Raw genomic sequence first — 17,310 nt, 5'->3', positions numbered from 1 at the left:
TACTAAAAATGACGATAAACGGTAGAAGTCTGAACAGCGGCTGTATGAGTTCCAGATAAACGATTCGCCGACCGGTTTTTCATGTTCCTTTCACAAAAACGGGCATAACCTTAATTCCAACAGATCCCGTGTCGGCCCTGTCCAAACTGCCGCGCGAAGCCACAAAAGTCAACCAGCCCCCGACGGAAGCCGTTTCAGCAACTTATTGATGCAAAGGTAATTTTTGCGTCTACGCGGAAATTGGATCCTATTTAAAGAGTTGGTTTTCTTCTGATTGTTTGTGATGAGGTGTCCATGAGTCAGGCGTTTCTCCCTTTTTCTCGCCCGAGTATCGGCGAAGAAGAAATTGCAGCCGTAGAGCAAGTATTGCGTTCCGGCTGGATTACCACCGGGCCTAAAAATCAGGCACTCGAAGAACAATTCGCAGACTACGTTGGTTGCCGGCATGCGGTAGCACTTTCCTCGGCAACCGGTGGCATGCACATCGCGCTGCTCGCCTTGGGCATCGGCCCGGGTGACGAAGTCATCACCCCGTCGCAAACCTGGGTCTCGACCGCCAACATGATCTCGCTGCTCGGCGCCAAACCGGTGTTCGTCGACGTCGACCGCGACACCCTGATGACCGACGCTGCGCGTATCGAAGCGGCAATCACTCCACGCACCAAAGCGATCATCCCGGTGCATTACGCCGGTGCCGCATTCGATCTCGATCCGCTGTACGCGCTGGCCGACAAGCACGGCATCGCAGTGATCGAAGACGCCGCCCATGCCGCCGGCACCCGCTACAAGGGCCGCCATGTAGGCTCGCGAGGCACGGCGATTTTCTCGTTCCATGCGATCAAGAACATGACCTGTGCAGAAGGCGCAATGTTCGTCACCGACGACGAAGCCCTCGCCAGCCGTGTGCGCATGCTCAAATTCCACGGCCTCGGTGTGGATGCCTACGACCGCCTGACCGGTGGCCGCAAGCCGCAGGCGCAGGTGATGGAGCCGGGTTTCAAATACAACCTGGCCGACATCAACGCTGCCATCGCGCTGGTGCAGCTCGAGCGCCTGGATGCAATCAACGCGCGCCGCACCGAGCTGGCCACCGCCTACCGGCAAAAACTCGAAGGCCTGCCGGTGCAACCGCTGGCCCTGCCCGCCTACGCCCAGCAACACGCCTGGCACCTGTTCATCCTGCGCATCGACAGCGAGCGCTGCGGCATGGACCGTGAAGCCTTCATGAAAGGCTTGCAGGACCAGGGCATCGGCACCGGTATCCATTTCATCGCCACCCACCTGCACACCTGGTATCGCCAGCGTGATCCCGACCTGTACCTGCCCAACACCGAATGGAACTCGGCGCGGCTGTGCTCGATTCCGTTGTTCCCCGACATGAGCGATCAAGACCTTGATCGCGTGGTCGGCGCCATCGCCACTCTTATGGACAAACGCCTGTGAAACCCTATCCGATCCGCTGTGTGTCGATCGTCATCCCGGTCTACAACGAACAGGACAGCCTGCCGGAACTGTTGCGCCGCACCGAAGCGGCGTGCCGGATGCTGCGTCACGACTATGAAATCGTCCTCGTCGACGACGGTAGCCGTGACGAATCCGCCAACCTTCTCGAAGAAGCCGCGACCCGCGAAGACAGCCCGTTCGTCGCGGTCATTCTCAACCGCAACTACGGCCAGCACGCGGCAATCATGGCCGGTTTCGAACAGTGCAAGGGCGACGTGGTCATCACCCTCGACGCCGACCTGCAGAACCCGCCGGAAGAAATCCCGCGCCTGGTCGCCGAAGCCGAAAAGGGTTACGACGTGGTCGGCACCGTGCGCGGCAACCGCCAGGATTCGGCGCTGCGCCGCTACCCGTCGAAGCTGATCAACCTCGCCGTGCAACGCTCCACCGGCGTCGCCATGAGCGACTACGGCTGCATGCTCCGCGCTTACCGCCGGACGATCATCGACGCGATGCTTGCCTGCCGCGAACGCAGCACCTTCATCCCGATTCTGGCCAACAGCTTCGCCCGCCACACCACGGAAATCGTCGTCGCCCACGCCGAGCGTGAACACGGCGATTCGAAATACAGCCCGATGCGTTTGATCAACCTGATGTTCGACCTGATCACCTGCATGACCACCACGCCGTTGCGCTTGCTGAGCATCGTCGGCTTCGCCATGGCCGGGCTCGGCTTGTTGTTTGCCGCCGTGCTGATTGTCCTGCGCCTGACGCTCGGCGCCGGCTGGGCGGGCGATGGCTTGTTTGTGCTGTTCGCCGTGTTGTTCGTGTTCACCGGTGGCCAGTTCATCGGCATGGGCCTGCTCGGCGAATACCTTGGGCGCATGTACAGCGACGTGCGTGCCCGTCCGCGCTTCTTCATTGAAAAAGTCTTGCGCAGCCACGCCTCCCACCCGGCGCCTGCGGTCACCGTTGACGGTCTTTCTTCCACTTCCAATTCCACTTCTACTTCCGGTCAGGTTCTCTCATGAGTGCAAAAACTGTTGTCTTCGCTTACCACGACATTGGCTGCGCCGGCATTCAAGCCCTGCTCGACAGCGGCTACGACATCGCTGCCGTGTTCACTCACGCCGATGACCCGAAAGAAACCGCGTTCTATGCCTCGGTTGCGCAACTGTGCGCGCAAAAAGGCATCCCGGTGCACGCCCCGGAAGACGTCAATCACCCACTGTGGATCGAGCGCATTGCCAAGCTCGACCCTGAGTTCATCTTCTCGTTCTACTACCGCAACCTGCTGAGCGAAGCGCTGCTGGCCACTGCCAAAAAAGGCGCGTTCAACCTGCACGGTTCGCTGCTGCCGAGCTACCGTGGTCGCGCCCCGGCCAACTGGGTGCTGGTCAACGGCGAGACCGAAACCGGCGTGACCCTGCACCGCATGGTCACGCGTGCCGACGCCGGCGCCATCGTCGCCCAGCAACGCGTGGCCATTGAACGCAGCGACACCGCGCTGAGCCTGCACAGCAAACTGCGCATCGCCGCCTCCGACCTGCTGCGCGATACCCTGCCAGCAATGCTCCAGGGCAAGATCAGCGAAACCGCGCAGGACGAATCGAAAGCCACGGTATTCGGTCGTCGCACTGCCGCCGACGGCAAACTGGTCTGGGCGCAACCGGCCGAGCAACTGTTCAATCTGGTGCGTGCCGTAACCCAACCCTACCCGGGTGCTTTCTGCGCCGTGGGCGAACACAAACTGATCGTCTGGAGCGCTGCAGTCGTCAAAGGCAACGACGGTCAGGCACCGGGCCGCGTGATCAGCGTCGATCCGCTGCGCATTGCCTGCGGTGAAGATTCGCTGGTGGTGCTCTCCGGCCAGCGCAACGACAACGGCCTGTTCCTCAGCGGCCCGCAACTGGCCAACGAGCTGGGTCTGGTCGACGGCTCGCTGCTGCGCGGTGCCGAGTCCGGTCGTGCGCCACGGCGTACTCGCGTGCTGATTCTTGGCGTCAACGGCTTCATCGGCAATCACTTGTCCGAGCGTCTGCTGCGTGATGACCGCTACGAAGTCTATGGCCTGGACATCGGTTCCGACGCCATCGACCGTCTGCGCAGCCATCCGCACTTCCATTACGTGGAAGGCGACATCAGCATTCACTCCGAGTGGATCGAGTACCACATCAAGAAGTGCGATGTGGTCCTGCCGCTGGTGGCCATCGCCACGCCGATCGAATACACCCGTAATCCGCTGCGCGTGTTCGAACTCGACTTCGAAGAAAACCTCAAACTGGTGCGTTACTGCGTCAAGTACAACAAGCGCGTGATCTTCCCGTCGACCTCGGAAGTCTACGGCATGTGCCAGGACAAGCATTTCGACGAAGACTCGTCCAACCTGGTGGTTGGCCCGATCAACAAGCAGCGCTGGATCTACTCCGTCTCCAAGCAACTGCTCGACCGGGTGATCTGGGCGTACGGCGCCAAAGGCCTGAATTTCACCCTGTTCCGTCCTTTCAACTGGATGGGCCCGCGTCTCGATCGCCTGGACTCGGCACGTATCGGCAGCTCCCGCGCCATCACCCAGTTGATCCTCAACCTGGTCGAGGGCACACCGATCCGTCTGTTCGACGGCGGCGAGCAGAAACGCTGCTTCACCGACATCGCTGACGGCGTCGAGGCACTGGCGCGGATCATCGATAACGACAACGACGTCTGCAACGGCCAGATCATCAACATCGGCAACCCGGACAACGAGGCGAGCATCCGTCAGTTGGGCGAAGAGCTGCTGCGCCAGTTCGAAGCGCATCCGCTGCGCAGCAACTTCCCGCCGTTCGCCGGTTTCCGCGACGTTGAAAGCAAGGCGTTCTACGGCGCCGGTTATCAGGACGTCGAGCACCGCAAGCCAAGCATCGACAACGCCAAGCGCCTGCTCGACTGGACGCCAACCGTGGAAATGCGCGAGACCATCGGCAACACGCTCGACTTCTTTTTGCGTGAAGCCATGCTCGAACAAGCGGACAAGCGCTAATGCAGGCGGGTCTACGCATCGACGTCGACACCTTTCGCGGCACCCGTGAAGGTGTGCCGCGTTTGCTGGAAATACTCGACGAGGCGCAGATCAAGGCGACGTTTTTCTTCAGTGTCGGCCCCGACAATATGGGCCGGCATCTGTGGCGCCTGATCCGCCCGCAGTTCCTCTGGAAGATGCTTCGTTCCAACGCGGCCGGCCTGTATGGCTGGGACATTCTGCTGGCCGGGACTGCCTGGCCGGGCAAACCGATTGGCCGTGACCTCGGGCACCTGATGCGTCAGGCCCGCGATGCCGGTCATGAAGTCGGTTTGCACGCCTGGGATCACCACGGCTGGCAAGCCAATGCCGGGCGCTGGAGCAACGAACAGCTGATCGAGCAGATCCGCCAGGGCGTCGACACCTTGAGCGACATTCTCGGCGAGAAGATCACCTGTTCAGCCGCCGCCGGCTGGCGCGCGGACGAGCGCGTGATCGAAGCCAAGCAGGCTTTCGGCTTTCGCTACAACAGCGATTGCCGGGGGCAGCGCCTGTTTCGTCCATTGCTCGCCGATGGCACACCGGGGACGCCGCAGATCCCGGTGGACCTGCCGACCTTCGATGAAGTGGTCGGCCCGATCGTCGCAGCGCGGGATTTCAACGGTTTCATCCTTGATCACTTTCGCCCGCAACAGCTCAACGTCTACACCATTCATGCCGAGGTAGAAGGGATTCTGATGGCTGAGGATTTTCGTCAATTGCTGGCCGATGCGCGCCTGCGCAACATCGACTTCGCACCGCTGGGCGACTTGTTGCCTGAATTCTTCAACACCTTGCCCGTGGGTCGCGTACAACGCGGCGCCCTCGACGGCCGTGAAGGCTGGCTGGGAGTGCAAGGCGCATGACTAAACGCTGGGCATTGCCGCTCTTGTTATTGGGAATCTGCCTGCTGGCTTATCTGCTGCCGTTGGGCAGTCATGGTTTGTGGATTCCCGATGAAACTCGCTACGCGCAGATCAGCCAGGACATGCTGCTGAGCGGTAACTGGGTGTCGCCGCATTTCATGAGCCTGCGCTATTTCGAGAAGCCGATTGCCGGCTACTGGATGATTGCGCTGGGTCAGGAATTGTTCGGGCAGAACCTGTTCGGCGTGCGCTTTGCCTCGGCACTGAGCACCGGGTTGAGCGTGTTGCTGTGCTACCTGGTGGCCCGGCGTTTGTGGAATCAGCCGCGCAAAAGCTTTGCCTGCGCCCTGCTCTACATGAGCTTCACGATTGTTGCCGGTCAGGCTGGTTACGCCAACCTGGATCCGCAATTCACCTTTTGGGTCAACCTGAGTCTGGTGGCGCTGTGGTTTGCCGTCGACAGTCACGCCAGCGGCAAGCGCATGGCCGCGTGGGCGCTGCTCGGGCTGGCGTGCGGCATGGGTTTCATGACCAAGGGTTTTCTCGCCTGGCTGCTGCCGGTGCTGATCGCCCTGCCGTGGATGCTCTGGCAAAAGCGCTGGCGTGAACTGCTGACATACGGCCCGGTGGCGATTGCCGTGGCGATCATCGTCAGCCTGCCGTGGGTGCTGTCGGTGCATGCGCAGGAAGCGGACTACTGGCGGTTCTTCTTCTGGCACGAGCACATTCGCCGCTTCGCCGGTGACGATGCCCAACACAACGCGCCGTGGTGGTTTTACCTGCCGCTGCTGGTGGCGTTCAGTCTGCCGTGGGTCGGTTTGCTGCCGACCGCTTTCAAGCAGGCCTGGCAAAGCCGTGCTCAACCGAAAGTGCTGTTCCTGTTGCTGTGGCTGCTGATGCCACTGGCGTTTTTCAGCCTGAGCAACGGCAAGCTGCCGACTTACATCCTCCCGTGCCTGCTGCCGATGGCGTTGCTGCTGGGTAACGCGCTGGCCGACCGCCTGCACCTGGAACAAGGCCGGGCACTGAGCGTCAACGGTCTGCTCAACCTGGCGCTGGGCATCGTCACGCTGATCGCGTTGGTGTACCTGCAATTGACCAAACCGGTGTATGACCATGAGCTGCACAGCATGGTGCTGGTGTTCATTGCCCTGATCGGCTGGATCATCGCCAACCTGCTGCAAGCCTTACTGCCCCTGCAATGCTGGGCCGCCCCGGCGTTCGGCAGTCTGCTGCTGATTGCCGTGCTACCGGCGGCGCTGCCGAAATCGGTGGTCGCCAACAAGATGCCTGATCAGTTCATCAAGCATCACATCACCGAACTGGCGCAGACCGAACACCTGTTGAGCAACGATCTCGGCGCTGCCGCCGCCCTGGCCTGGCGGGTCAAACGCCCGCAAGTGGCGTTGTACAACACGATAGGCGAATTGAAATATGGCCTTGCCTATCCTGACGGCATTCAGCAACGGGTCGATCCCGATCAAGTGCAACAGTGGATGCGCGAGGCGCGCCGCAGCGGTTCGGTCGGCGTGGTGATGCGCGTAAAGGGGCAGGACGAACTGGACGAAATCGACCGACTGCCAAAGGACGGCATCCGTTATGAGCAGGGCAACCTGGTGATCATGATTCTGCCCAAGGAGGCGTCATGAGCCTGTTGCTGCTGTTGGCCGCGTGCCTGCTGACCTGTCTCGGCCAGGTTGCACAAAAATACGCCGTGGAAAGTTGGCGCGGCGTCGTGTCGGGCTGGGCCGACAAACTGCGTTCGCCATGGTTATGGCTGGCGCTGCTCGCTCTCGGCTCCGGTCTGCTGGTCTGGCTGCTGGTGTTGCAGCGCCTCGAAGTCGGCATCGCCTACCCGATGCTCAGCCTCAATTTCGTCCTGATCACGCTGATCGCCCGCTTCGTCTTCCGCGAACCCATCGATCGCCAGCATTGGCTCGGCGTGGCGTTGGTGATCGGCGGCGTGGTGTTGTTGGGGCAACAATCATGAATCAGCGTCGTGGCATCACCTTCGCTTTGGGCAGCGTGTTGTTGGTCAGTGCTGCGCAACTGGGCATGCGCTGGAGCATGACGCGCCTGCCCGCGCCGGAACAATGGCTGGCCATCGACAGCCTCGATCTGCGCGCCTTGGCCGTGGTGGTTGCGGCGATTTTCGCCTACGCCCTGTCAATGCTCTGCTGGCTCGCCGCCCTGCGCGACCTGCCGTTGGGCCGCGCCTATTCACTGCTGAGCATCAGCTACGCGCTGGTGTACCTGTTGGCGGCCAGTCTGCCGCTGTTCAACGAATCCTTCAGTTTCACTAAATCACTGGGCGTGGCGCTGGTCATGCTCGGGGTCATCACCATTAACACTCGTCCGGCTCGTGCGCCCGAATTCAGGAGTGCTCCATGAAAATCACAGTATTTGGCAGCGGTTACGTCGGTCTGGTGCAAGCGGCCGTATTGGCCGAGGTCGGTCATGACGTCGTGTGCATGGACGTCGACCAGAAGAAGGTCGACCTGTTGCGCCAGGGTCACGTCAGCATCTTCGAACCGGGGCTGGCCAGCCTGGTGCGCGAAGGCCTCGATTCGAAACGTCTGTTGTTTACCACCGATGAAAAACTCGCCGTGCAGCACGGTCGCGTGGCCTTTATTGCAGTGGGGACGCCATCGCGTGAAGACGGCTCGGCAGATTTGCGCTACGTGCTGTCGGTCGGTGATGCCATCGCTCGCCATCGTGAGCAGCCGCTGATTCTGGTGGAGAAATCCACCGTGCCGGTCGGCACCGGCGATACCTTGCGCACGCACATCGAAAAAGCCCTGATCAAGGTCGGTCGCTTGCTGCAGTTCGACATCGTCTCCAACCCGGAATTTCTCAAGGAAGGTTCGGCGGTTGCCGACTGCCGGCGTCCGGACCGCATCGTCATTGGCTGCGAAGGTGACGAGGTGCGCGACGTGATGCGTGATCTGTATTCGCCGTTCAACCGCAACCACGACCGCATCATGTTCATGGACCTGCGCAGCGCCGAGCTGACCAAGTACGCCGCCAACTGCATGCTGGCGACCAAGATCAGCTTCATCAACCAGATCGCCGAGCTGGCCGAACACCTCGGCGCCGATATCGAATCGGTGCGTCAGGGCATCGGTGCCGACACGCGCATCGGTTATCACTTCATCTATCCGGGCTGTGGTTACGGCGGCTCGTGCTTCCCGAAAGACATGCGTGCACTGATTCACAGTGCCGAAGAAGCGCATTGCTCCAGCGACTTGCTGCAAGCGGTCGAGGCGATCAATCAGCGGCAGAAACACAAGCTGTTCGAGCGTATCAACGCGTTCTACAAAGGCGATCTGCGCGGCAAGACCTTCGCCCTCTGGGGCCTGGCGTTCAAGCCAAACACCGATGACATGCGCGACGCGCCAAGCCGCGTCCTGCTGGAAGAGTTGTGGGCCGCCGGCGCTAGCGTGCGCGCGTTCGACCCGGAGGCCATGCAGGAAACGCAAAACCTCTACCCGGACGAATCGAAACTGATGCTGATGGGCACCCCGGAATCGGTACTGCCCGGCGCCGACGCATTGATCATCTGCACCGAATGGCAGCAGTTCAAGGCACCGGATTTCGAGCTGATCAAGCAACGCCTGAATACCCCGGTAATCTTCGACGGTCGTAACCTCTACGACGCCGAGCGCCTGGCGCGTAACGGCTTCCATTACTTCCCGATGGGCCGTGGCGAATCGCGCAAGCTGCCGATTCCGCTGCAACAATGGCCGCATGCGTCCGACGTCGCTTGATCACCTTGTCGCCTGACATTCGCCGGCAGTCGCTGATCCTCGGGCTGCTGGCGTTTTTATTGTTCATGGCCGGGGTCTACGGGCAGGCTCCGATCGGTTTCGATTCGCGCTTTGTGTTGTTCGCGCAAGAAATGCTGCGTCATGGACCGACCTGGTTTCCGACAACGTATGGCCAGCCGTACGCTGACTATTCAGCGCTGTCGACGGTATTCATCTGGGTGTTGTCGTTGCCCTTCGGCACGGTCAACGCCTTTGCCGCGTGGGCGCCGAGTGCAATTGCCGGCGCGGTGATCGTGACGTTGATGTATCGGCTGTTGGCACCCTATTCGCGGCGCTGGGCGTTGATCAGCATTGCGCTGTTGTTGCTCACCAGCACTTTTGTCACTGAAGTGCGCGCGGTGTCGCAGGACTTGATGCTCGCCGCAGTGGCACTTGCGGTGTTTTATCTGGGTTATGCCCATGAGCATTTTGCCGGCGGGCGGCGCTGGCCGTTGATTTTCGCTTTGCTGTTGCTGGGTTTCGGTGTTCGCGGGCCGATCGGCCTGGTGGTGCCGACCGGCATGCTGTGCAGTTATTACCTGCTCAACCGAGAGTGGTCACGGTTGCTGGTGTTTGGTGTGCTCGCCTCGGTGTTGCTGGCCGCCTGTATTGGCCTGTTGTTGTGGCTGGCGCAGGTCAGCGGCGGGCCGGCATTCGTGCAGGACGTGATCCGCATGCAGTTCATGGGACGCATGGACGGCAGCGAAGGCGTCAGCGGTTCGCTGTATTACTTCACCAGCTCGCTGGGCAACTATGCGCTGGCGTACCCGCTGGCATTGCTCGCGTTGGCGGCGACCTGGCTGAGCAAACCACAGCAGCGCGGCCCGGCATTGCGCCTGGTGCAGTATTGCGCGGCGGCCGGCTTGATCGTGATGCTCGGCTTGTCGATTCCGCAGGCGAAAAAGGCGCGCTATCTGCTGCCGATGTTGCCCATGGCGGCGATCATCGCGGCGTATCCGTTTCAGGTGATGCATGGGCGGGTGTTCCGCTGGTTGCGCGGTTTGCTCCTGGGTCTGTGGCTGCTGACGCCGGGATTGTTGCTGGTCACGCTGCTGATTGCGCGGCGCAGGTTTCCCGAGCAATTGAGTGAGATCACCTTGGTTGCGATCGCGCTGGGTGTGTTGCAACTGGCGGCACTCTCGCGTCTGTTGATCCCGCGCTGGCGTGCAGAAGTGCTCGCGCTGTGTGCCGTGTTGGCAGTGTGGACGGTGTATGCGGCCGTGTTCGAACCGGTGGAACGGCGGCTGTATGACACGCAGGCGTTCAGTCGCGCAGTGTTCGCGCAGGTAGAGCAGGCACCGGCGCCGCTGGTACTGCACGGCATGGGCAAAGACGCCAAGGCGATCAAGTTCATGGTCAATCTTGAGCAGGACCTGCAACCGCAGTTCACTGAATCGGTGCAACAACTGGAAGCGCTCAAGGCGCCGGCGTGGCTGATGATGGATCGCGGCGATTTGCAATCGCTCAAGGGCACGCCGCTGGAACAGCTGCAACCGGTGCTCAGCGGCCGTTTCGACAAAAACGATTACGTCCTCCTGCACCTGAAACCCTTGTAGGCGCTGCCGAAGGCTGCGATCTTTTGATCCTTGATCGTTCCCACGCGCGGCGTGGGAATGCAGCCGGGGGACGCTTCGGGTCCCGAAATCAAAAGATCGCAGCCTGCGGCAGCGCCTACATGAATATGCTCATTCGTCTTGCACGGCCCGCTGACGCGGTTGCCCTCCCCGCCATCGAACGTTCGGCTGCCGAACTGTTTCGTCGTGATCCCTCACTGGCCTGGCTGGCTGACGCCGAGGTGCCGGATGTCGCGCAGCACTTATTGGCGATCCAGCACAAACACGTGTGGGTGGCTGAAAACACCGAGGGGCAACTGGCCGGGTTTCTTCGCGCGGTGCAAATCGATGGACAATTGCATATTGAAGAACTGTCCGTCAGTCAGGGCTTTCAGGGCCAGGGCATCGGTCGTGCACTGGTGACGGCAGCCATTGAGAAGGCCCGCCAGCAACAATTGCAGGCAGTGACATTGACCACGTTTCGCGACCTGCCGTGGAATGCGCCGTTCTATCAACGCATGGGTTTTATCGAGTTGCCGCCCGCACACACCTTTGGCCATCTACAGGACGCACTACAGTCTGAAATCGCCCACCACTTTCCCGCAGAACGCCGCTGCGCCATGCACCTGCCCACCAATCCCCTTTAGGCGCTGCCGCAGGCTGTGATCTTTTGACTGATCGTTCCCACGCTCGGCGTGGGAATGCTGCCGGGGGACGCTCCGCGTTCCGAAATCAAAAGATCGCAGCCTGCAGCAGCGCCAACCGGATTGTGTTTGACCGGGAATGGCTGCGCGGTGAGGATGGCGTACGCCCGCCAGGCATTTTCAAATAAGGACATTGACCCTTCGTGGCCACCTACTCACGCTTCATCCGCCGGTTGATGATCAGCTCGCTGACCGTCGTCGTCAGCCGCGCCCTGATCGGCCCGCTGCTGACCCTGTTCCTCAGCAACAAACTCGACCTAAACCCGCAAGACGTCGGCCTGCTGCTGGGCATCGCGGTCTTCAGCGCCACGCTGTTGTCGCTGTACGGCGGCTACATCATCGATCGGCTGGACAAGCGCCAGTTGCTAATCCTGACCATGCTCTCCAGCGGTATCGGCCTGATCCTGCTGACCTTCGCGCAAAACCTGTACCTGGTGACGCTGGTGCTGATCATCAGCGAAACCGCCTCGGCGCTGTTCATGATCTGCTCCAAGGCGATCCTCAGTGAAAACCTACCGGTCGGCCAACGGGTCAAGGCGTTTTCGCTGAACTACACGCTGACCAATATCGGCTATGCCGTCGGCCCGATGATCGGCGTGGTGATTGCCGGTATCCAGCCGTCAGCGCCGTTTATCGTCGCCGGGGCGATTGCCATTGGCAGCATTTTTCTCCTGCTCGGGGCCGGCAAAGACGCCAAGCCGATTGCGCCGCCTGGTCAGCCGCAAAGCTTTCTGAAGACCCTGGTCATCCTCAAGAATGACCGCACGATGATCCTGTTTACCCTCGGTTGCCTGCTCAGCACGCTGGTGCACGGACGCTTCACCCTGTACCTGTCGCAATACCTGCTGGTGACCCACACCCAGCAACAGACGCTCGACACCATGGCCGCCCTGCTCGCCTGCAATGCGATCACGGTGATCCTGTTGCAATACCAGATCGGCCGTTTCCTCACGCGCGAACATCTGCGCCACTGGATTGCCGGCGGCACCGCGCTGTTCATCGGCGGGCTGATCGGTTTCAGCGTCGCCGACAGCCTGGTTGGCTGGTGCGTGGCGATGTTCATTTTCACCTTGGGCGAGATGATCATTTACCCGGCAGACTTTCTGTTTGTCGACACGCTAGCCCCGGAGGAACTGCGCGGCAGCTACTACGGCGCGCAGAATCTGGCAGCACTGGGTGGCGCGGTGAGCCCGGTGATGTGCGGCTTTCTGTTGATGCACACACCGGCACCGAGCATGTTCTATGCCTTGAGCGCATTGGCGGCATTGGGCGGGTATTTGTGCTTCGTCAGCTGCCGAAGAGCCGCCTCAATGCAAAAATAATGCACTGAAGCTGCATTAATATGAATTTGTCAGCATCGAGATAGATCGGCAAACTGTGCGTGTTCCTCCCCCAATGTTGGAACACTTCGAGGGCTTTCCGGATTGCCGGACAAGTCCTTTTTTTTGCCCCGAATTTGTTGCAAGGACTGGATTCACATGCTCGCACGCTGGTTGCCCGCCGCCATCAATACCCGCCCCTCCGAATGGAGCCGCGCCGCCATCGGCATGGCGTTGGGCACGCTGTTCAGCGTGTGGTTCTGCGCGCAGGTGTTCGGGCATGAAGTCGCCTATCACCTGATCGGTCCGCTGGGCGCCTCGGCGGTGTTGCTGTTTGCCGTGTCGTCTGGCGCCCTCGCCCAGCCGTGGTCGATTCTCGGCGGTTATTTGTCTGCCGGTGTCGTCGCCTTGCTCGTGGCCCACGTACTCGGCCGAACCTTGGGCAGCGCTTGCCTGGCGGCGGGCATGGCGCTGATCCTGATGTGCTGGCTGCGTTGCCTGCACCCACCCGCTGGCGCGTTGGCACTGACGCTGGTGCTGGCCGACCCCGCGACCATCGCCCTCGACTGGAAAGCCATGGCACCGGTGATGCTCGGCGCCGCGTGCATGCTGCTCAGTGCCCTCGCCTACAACAACCTGACGCGCATCCGTTACCCGAAACGCCCGGCCGAACCGGCGCCGCTGGTGGCGCCCGTCGACACTCAGGCGATCACCGCCGAAGACCTCAAACTCGCCTTGGCGGACATGCAAGCCTTCATCGACATCACCCCCGAAGACCTCGAACAACTGATCCACGCCAGCGAACTGCACGCCAAACGCCGCAGCATTACCGCCACCTTCACCTGACCCCTTATGCAGGAGCTGCCGCAGGCTGCGATCTTGATCTTGCTTTTGATTTCTAAAAATCAAAGTCAAAAGATCGCAGCCTGCGGCAGCTCCTACATGAGTCCGCGTGTATTTTTGGGTAAGGTAAAAACGCAGACAGGCCCTGCAGATATCCCCGTTGTACAAGGCAAATTTGCACTGTTACGATCCGGTAACGCTCGCGCGCGAGCTTCTCGAATAAAGACAATAAAAGCAGGGAGTTACTGATGACAGCTCAGGCTTCATCCCCGCGGACACCGTCCATGGATGCCATGCAAAACGAAGTGCTGGCCGAGGTTCGCAATCACATCGGTCACCTGACCCTTAACCGCCCCGCCGGTCTCAATGCCATAACCCTCGACATGGTGCGCCTGCTGCAACAGCAGCTCGATGCCTGGGCGACTGACGCCGATGTGCAGGCCGTGGTGCTGCGCGGTGCCGGTGAAAAAGCCTTCTGCGCCGGTGGCGATATTCGTTCCCTGTACGACAGCTTCAAAAGCGGCGACACGCTGCACGAAGATTTCTTCGTTGAGGAATATGCCCTCGACCTGACGATTCATCACTACCGCAAACCGGTGCTGGCGCTGATGGACGGTTTTGTCCTTGGCGGCGGCATGGGCTTGGTGCAAGGCGCGGATCTGCGCGTGGTTACCGAAAAGAGCCGTCTGGCGATGCCGGAAGTGGCCATCGGTTACTTCCCGGATGTCGGTGGCAGCTATTTCCTGCCACGGATCCCCGGCGAACTGGGGATTTACCTGGGCGTCAGCGGCGTGCAGATCCGCGCGGCGGACGCGCTGTATTGCGGGCTGGCCGACTGGTATCTGGACAGCAGCAAACTGGCGCTGCTCGATGAAAAACTCGACACGATGGAATGGCAGGACACGCCGCTCAAGACCTTGCAGAACCTGTTGGCCAAACACGCCGTGCAAACCCTGCCCGATGCGCCGCTTGAAGCGTTGCGCCCGGCCATCGACCACTTCTTCGCCCTGCCCGACGTACCGAGCATGGTCGAGCAATTGCGCGCGGTGACCGTTGCCGACAGCCATGAGTGGGCAACCACCACCGCTGATTTGCTGGAAACCCGTTCGCCGCTGGCCATGGCCGTGACCCTGGAAATGCTCCGTCGCGGCCGGCACCTGAGCCTGGAACATTGCTTCGCGCTGGAACTGCATCTGGATCGCCAGTGGTTCGCGCGCGGTGACCTGATCGAAGGCGTGCGCGCCCTGCTGATCGACAAAGACAAGACACCTCGCTGGAACCCGCCGACCCTCGCCGCGCTGGACGCTGCGCATGTCGCGAGTTTCTTCCACGGTTTTGCAGAGAGCGGGAGCTGAGCCATGCACGATCTCGAACTGACTGAAGAACAAGTGATGATCCGCGACATGGCCCGGGACTTTGCCCGAGGCGAAATCGCGCCCCATGCGCAGGCCTGGGAAAAGGCTGGCTGGATCGACGACGCGCTGGTCGCGAAGATGGGCGAGCTGGGTTTGCTCGGCATGGTCGTGCCCGAGGAATGGGGCGGTACCTACGTCGACTACGTGGCCTATGCCTTGGCGGTCGAGGAGATCTCCGCTGGCGACGGCGCGACTGGCGCGTTCATGAGTATTCACAACTCGGTCGGCTGCGGCCCGGTGCTCAATTACGGCAGCGAAGCGCAGAAACAGACCTGGCTGGCAGATCTCGCCAGCGGCCAAGCCATCGGTTGCTTCTGCCTGACCGAACCGCAGGCCGGCTCCGAAGCGCACAACCTGCGCACCCGCGCCGAACTGCGCGATGGCCAATGGGTGATCAACGGCGCCAAGCAATTCGTCAGCAACGGCAAACGGGCGAAACTGGCGATCGTGTTTGCCGTGACCGATCCGGATCTCGGCAAGAAAGGCCTTTCGGCGTTTCTGGTGCCAACCGATACCGCCGGTTTTATCGTTGATCGTACCGAACACAAGATGGGTATTCGTGCGTCGGACACCTGCGCGGTGACGTTGAACAATTGCAGCATTCCCGAAGCCAATCTGCTTGGCGAGCGCGGCAAAGGTCTGGCGATTGCCTTGTCCAATCTCGAGGGCGGACGCATCGGCATCGCCGCGCAAGCATTGGGCATTGCCCGTGCGGCGTTTGAAGCGGCGCTGGCTTATTCGCGCGACCGTATTCAGTTCGGCAAACCGATCAACGAACACCAGAGCATCGCCAACCTGTTGGCCGATATGCACATGCAGATCAACGCGGCGCGCTTGATGATCCTGCATGCGGCGCGGCTGCGTTCGGCGGGTAAACCGTGTTTATCGGAGGCTTCGCAGGCCAAGTTGTTTGCGTCGGAAATGGCCGAGAAGGTCTGCTCATCGGCGATCCAGATTCATGGCGGCTATGGCTATCTGGAAGATTATCCGGTCGAGAAGTATTACCGCGATGCGCGGATTACCCAGATCTATGAAGGCTCGAGCGAGATTCAGCGGATGGTGATTGCCCGCGACTTGAAGAACTACCAGATGTAATGGTGTTGGCCCCTTTCCCTCACCCCAGCCCTCTCCCAGAGGGAGAGGGGGCCGACCGAGGTGTCTGGCGTCATATATCGACCTGAAAGACCGGGTCGATTATGGATTCGCTATATCAGGTTCAGGTCGGCGTATCTGCGAAGCATTCCCCAATCAGCCCCTCTCCCACCGGAGGGGTTGACCGAGGTGTCTGGCGTTATACATCGACCTGAAAGACCGAGTCGATTATCGATTGGATAAACCAGGTCGATCAGGGATTCAGTAAAGCTCTTTCAGGTCGGCGCAGATCATCAATATCCCCCAATCAGTCCCCTCTCCCTCCGGGAGAGGGTTAGGGTGAGGGGCTTTTCGCTCTAGACGCCTTACTTGCCTTGGAACACAGCCTCACGCTTGGCAATAAACGCCGCCATCCCCTCCTTCTGGTCCTGGGTGGCAAACGCCGCATGGAATACCCGGCGCTCAAAACGCACGCCTTCCGTAAGGTTCACTTCGAAGGCACGATTGACGCTTTCCTTGACCATCATCGCAATCGGCAACGATTTGCTGGCAATCACTGCTGCTACTTTCAGCGCTTCATCGAGCAGCTCATCACTCGGCACAATGCGCGCGACAATCCCGCAACGTTCAGCCTCAACTGCATCAATCAAACGCCCGCTCAGGCACATTTCCATGGCCTTGGCCTTGCCCACCGCGCGGGTCAGACGCTGGGTGCCGCCCATGCCCGGCAACACGCCGAGATTGATTTCCGGTTGACCGAATCTGGCATTGTCGCCGGCCAGAATGAAGTCGCACATCAGCGCCAGTTCACAGCCACCGCCGAGGGCGAAACCGTTGACCGCAGCGATGATCGGCTTGCGCCGGTTGGCAACGCGATCGCTGTCGCTGAACAGATCATCCATGTAGATCTGCGGATAGGTCAGCTCGGCCATTTCCTTGATATCGGCGCCGGCGGCGAAGGCTTTTTTCGATCCGGTGATGACGATGCAGCCGATGTTGGCGTCCGCTTCCAGCGCATCGAGCGCCTGGTTCACTTCGCTGACCAGTTGCGCGTTCAGGGCGTTCAGAGCCTGTGGGCGGTTCAGGGTAATCAGGCCAACACGGCCATGGTTTTCCAGCAGAATCGTTTCATAACTCATACATAACTCCTCAATTCGCCCCGTGTAGGAGCTGCCGCAGGCTGCGATCAGTTGATCTTTCTTTCAAAAAAATCAAAGTCAACAGATCGCAGC

16 protein-coding genes are annotated in these 17,310 nt (G+C 60.6%); 14 read left to right on the top strand and 2 right to left on the bottom strand.

Annotation, left to right across the window (positions count from 1 at the left end):
• The first annotated feature begins 294 nt into the window (after nt 1–294).
• The 10 genes from arnB to QOL84_RS05145 all read left to right on the top strand — a co-directional run bounded on the left by arnB (nt 295) and on the right by QOL84_RS05145 (nt 11,352).
• The gene (gene arnB / locus QOL84_RS05190; protein WP_283436442.1) at nt 295–1,443 is read left to right on the top strand and encodes a UDP-4-amino-4-deoxy-L-arabinose aminotransferase; all 1,149 of its coding nucleotides are present in this window, start codon (nt 295–297) and stop codon (nt 1,441–1,443) included.
• Nucleotides 1,440–2,474 carry an undecaprenyl-phosphate 4-deoxy-4-formamido-L-arabinose transferase gene (arnC, locus tag QOL84_RS05185; RefSeq protein WP_283436441.1) on the top strand — a complete coding sequence of 345 codons (1,035 nt, stop codon included), beginning with the start codon at nt 1,440–1,442 and terminating at the stop codon, nt 2,472–2,474. The genes arnB and arnC overlap by 4 nt, the downstream gene beginning before the upstream one ends.
• Nucleotides 2,471–4,462, top strand: coding sequence for a bifunctional UDP-4-amino-4-deoxy-L-arabinose formyltransferase/UDP-glucuronic acid oxidase ArnA (gene arnA, locus QOL84_RS05180; RefSeq protein WP_283436440.1), 1,992 nt, complete (start codon nt 2,471–2,473; stop codon nt 4,460–4,462). The genes arnC and arnA overlap by 4 nt, the downstream gene beginning before the upstream one ends.
• On the top strand, nt 4,462–5,346 hold the full coding sequence (arnD, locus tag QOL84_RS05175; protein ID WP_283436439.1) for a 4-deoxy-4-formamido-L-arabinose-phosphoundecaprenol deformylase: 885 nt from the start codon (nt 4,462–4,464) through the stop codon (nt 5,344–5,346). The genes arnA and arnD overlap by 1 nt, the downstream gene beginning before the upstream one ends.
• Entirely contained in the window at nt 5,343–6,995 is a 1,653-nt protein-coding gene (arnT, locus tag QOL84_RS05170) for a lipid IV(A) 4-amino-4-deoxy-L-arabinosyltransferase (protein ID WP_283436438.1), read from the top strand. The genes arnD and arnT overlap by 4 nt, the downstream gene beginning before the upstream one ends.
• A complete protein-coding gene (gene arnE, locus QOL84_RS05165; protein WP_283436437.1) occupies nt 6,992–7,336 on the top strand; it encodes a 4-amino-4-deoxy-L-arabinose-phosphoundecaprenol flippase subunit ArnE in 345 nt (114 codons plus the stop codon). Before arnT ends, arnE begins: the two co-directional genes overlap by 4 nt.
• Complete coding sequence (gene arnF / locus QOL84_RS05160; protein WP_129393904.1) at nt 7,333–7,737, top strand: 4-amino-4-deoxy-L-arabinose-phosphoundecaprenol flippase subunit ArnF; 405 nt, start codon at nt 7,333–7,335, stop codon at nt 7,735–7,737. The genes arnE and arnF overlap by 4 nt, the downstream gene beginning before the upstream one ends.
• Complete coding sequence (locus tag QOL84_RS05155; RefSeq protein ID WP_129393906.1) at nt 7,734–9,113, top strand: UDP-glucose dehydrogenase family protein; 1,380 nt, start codon at nt 7,734–7,736, stop codon at nt 9,111–9,113. Before arnF ends, QOL84_RS05155 begins: the two co-directional genes overlap by 4 nt.
• Nucleotides 9,086–10,708: an ArnT family glycosyltransferase gene (locus QOL84_RS05150; protein WP_283436436.1), complete on the top strand. Its 1,623-nt coding sequence runs from the start codon at nt 9,086–9,088 to the stop codon at nt 10,706–10,708. Before QOL84_RS05155 ends, QOL84_RS05150 begins: the two co-directional genes overlap by 28 nt.
• A gap of 119 nt (nt 10,709–10,827) precedes the next feature.
• Nucleotides 10,828–11,352: a GNAT family N-acetyltransferase gene (locus QOL84_RS05145; RefSeq protein ID WP_283436435.1), complete on the top strand. Its 525-nt coding sequence runs from the start codon at nt 10,828–10,830 to the stop codon at nt 11,350–11,352.
• Here the strand turns inward: QOL84_RS05145 and QOL84_RS05140 are convergent.
• Entirely contained in the window at nt 11,349–11,543 is a 195-nt protein-coding gene (locus QOL84_RS05140; RefSeq protein ID WP_283436434.1) for a hypothetical protein, read from the bottom strand. The genes QOL84_RS05145 and QOL84_RS05140 overlap by 4 nt on opposite strands.
• A gap of 9 nt (nt 11,544–11,552) precedes the next feature.
• Here QOL84_RS05140 and QOL84_RS05135 point away from each other — a divergent pair, with 9 nt between their 5' ends.
• The 4 genes from QOL84_RS05135 to QOL84_RS05120 all read left to right on the top strand — a co-directional run bounded on the left by QOL84_RS05135 (nt 11,553) and on the right by QOL84_RS05120 (nt 16,081).
• A complete protein-coding gene (locus QOL84_RS05135; RefSeq protein WP_283436433.1) occupies nt 11,553–12,731 on the top strand; it encodes an MFS transporter in 1,179 nt (392 codons plus the stop codon).
• A 156-nt stretch (nt 12,732–12,887) separates the two neighbouring features.
• A complete protein-coding gene (locus QOL84_RS05130; protein ID WP_283436432.1) occupies nt 12,888–13,574 on the top strand; it encodes an HPP family protein in 687 nt (228 codons plus the stop codon).
• A gap of 245 nt (nt 13,575–13,819) precedes the next feature.
• A complete protein-coding gene (locus QOL84_RS05125) occupies nt 13,820–14,926 on the top strand; it encodes an enoyl-CoA hydratase/isomerase family protein (protein ID WP_283436431.1) in 1,107 nt (368 codons plus the stop codon).
• A 3-nt stretch (nt 14,927–14,929) separates the two neighbouring features.
• A complete protein-coding gene (locus QOL84_RS05120) occupies nt 14,930–16,081 on the top strand; it encodes an acyl-CoA dehydrogenase family protein (protein WP_283436430.1) in 1,152 nt (383 codons plus the stop codon).
• 362 nt (nt 16,082–16,443) lie between these two features.
• Here the strand turns inward: QOL84_RS05120 and QOL84_RS05115 are convergent, their stop codons facing one another.
• Complete coding sequence (locus QOL84_RS05115) at nt 16,444–17,217, bottom strand: enoyl-CoA hydratase (protein WP_283436429.1); 774 nt, start codon at nt 17,215–17,217, stop codon at nt 16,444–16,446.
• Nucleotides 17,218–17,310: the final 93 nt, after the last annotated feature.

The organism is Pseudomonas helmanticensis (assembly GCF_900182985.1).
Classification (GTDB): domain Bacteria; phylum Pseudomonadota; class Gammaproteobacteria; order Pseudomonadales; family Pseudomonadaceae; genus Aquipseudomonas; species Aquipseudomonas helmanticensis.
Note: the sequence above shows the minus strand (reverse complement) of the source record. Positions and strands in the feature narration are given on the sequence as shown.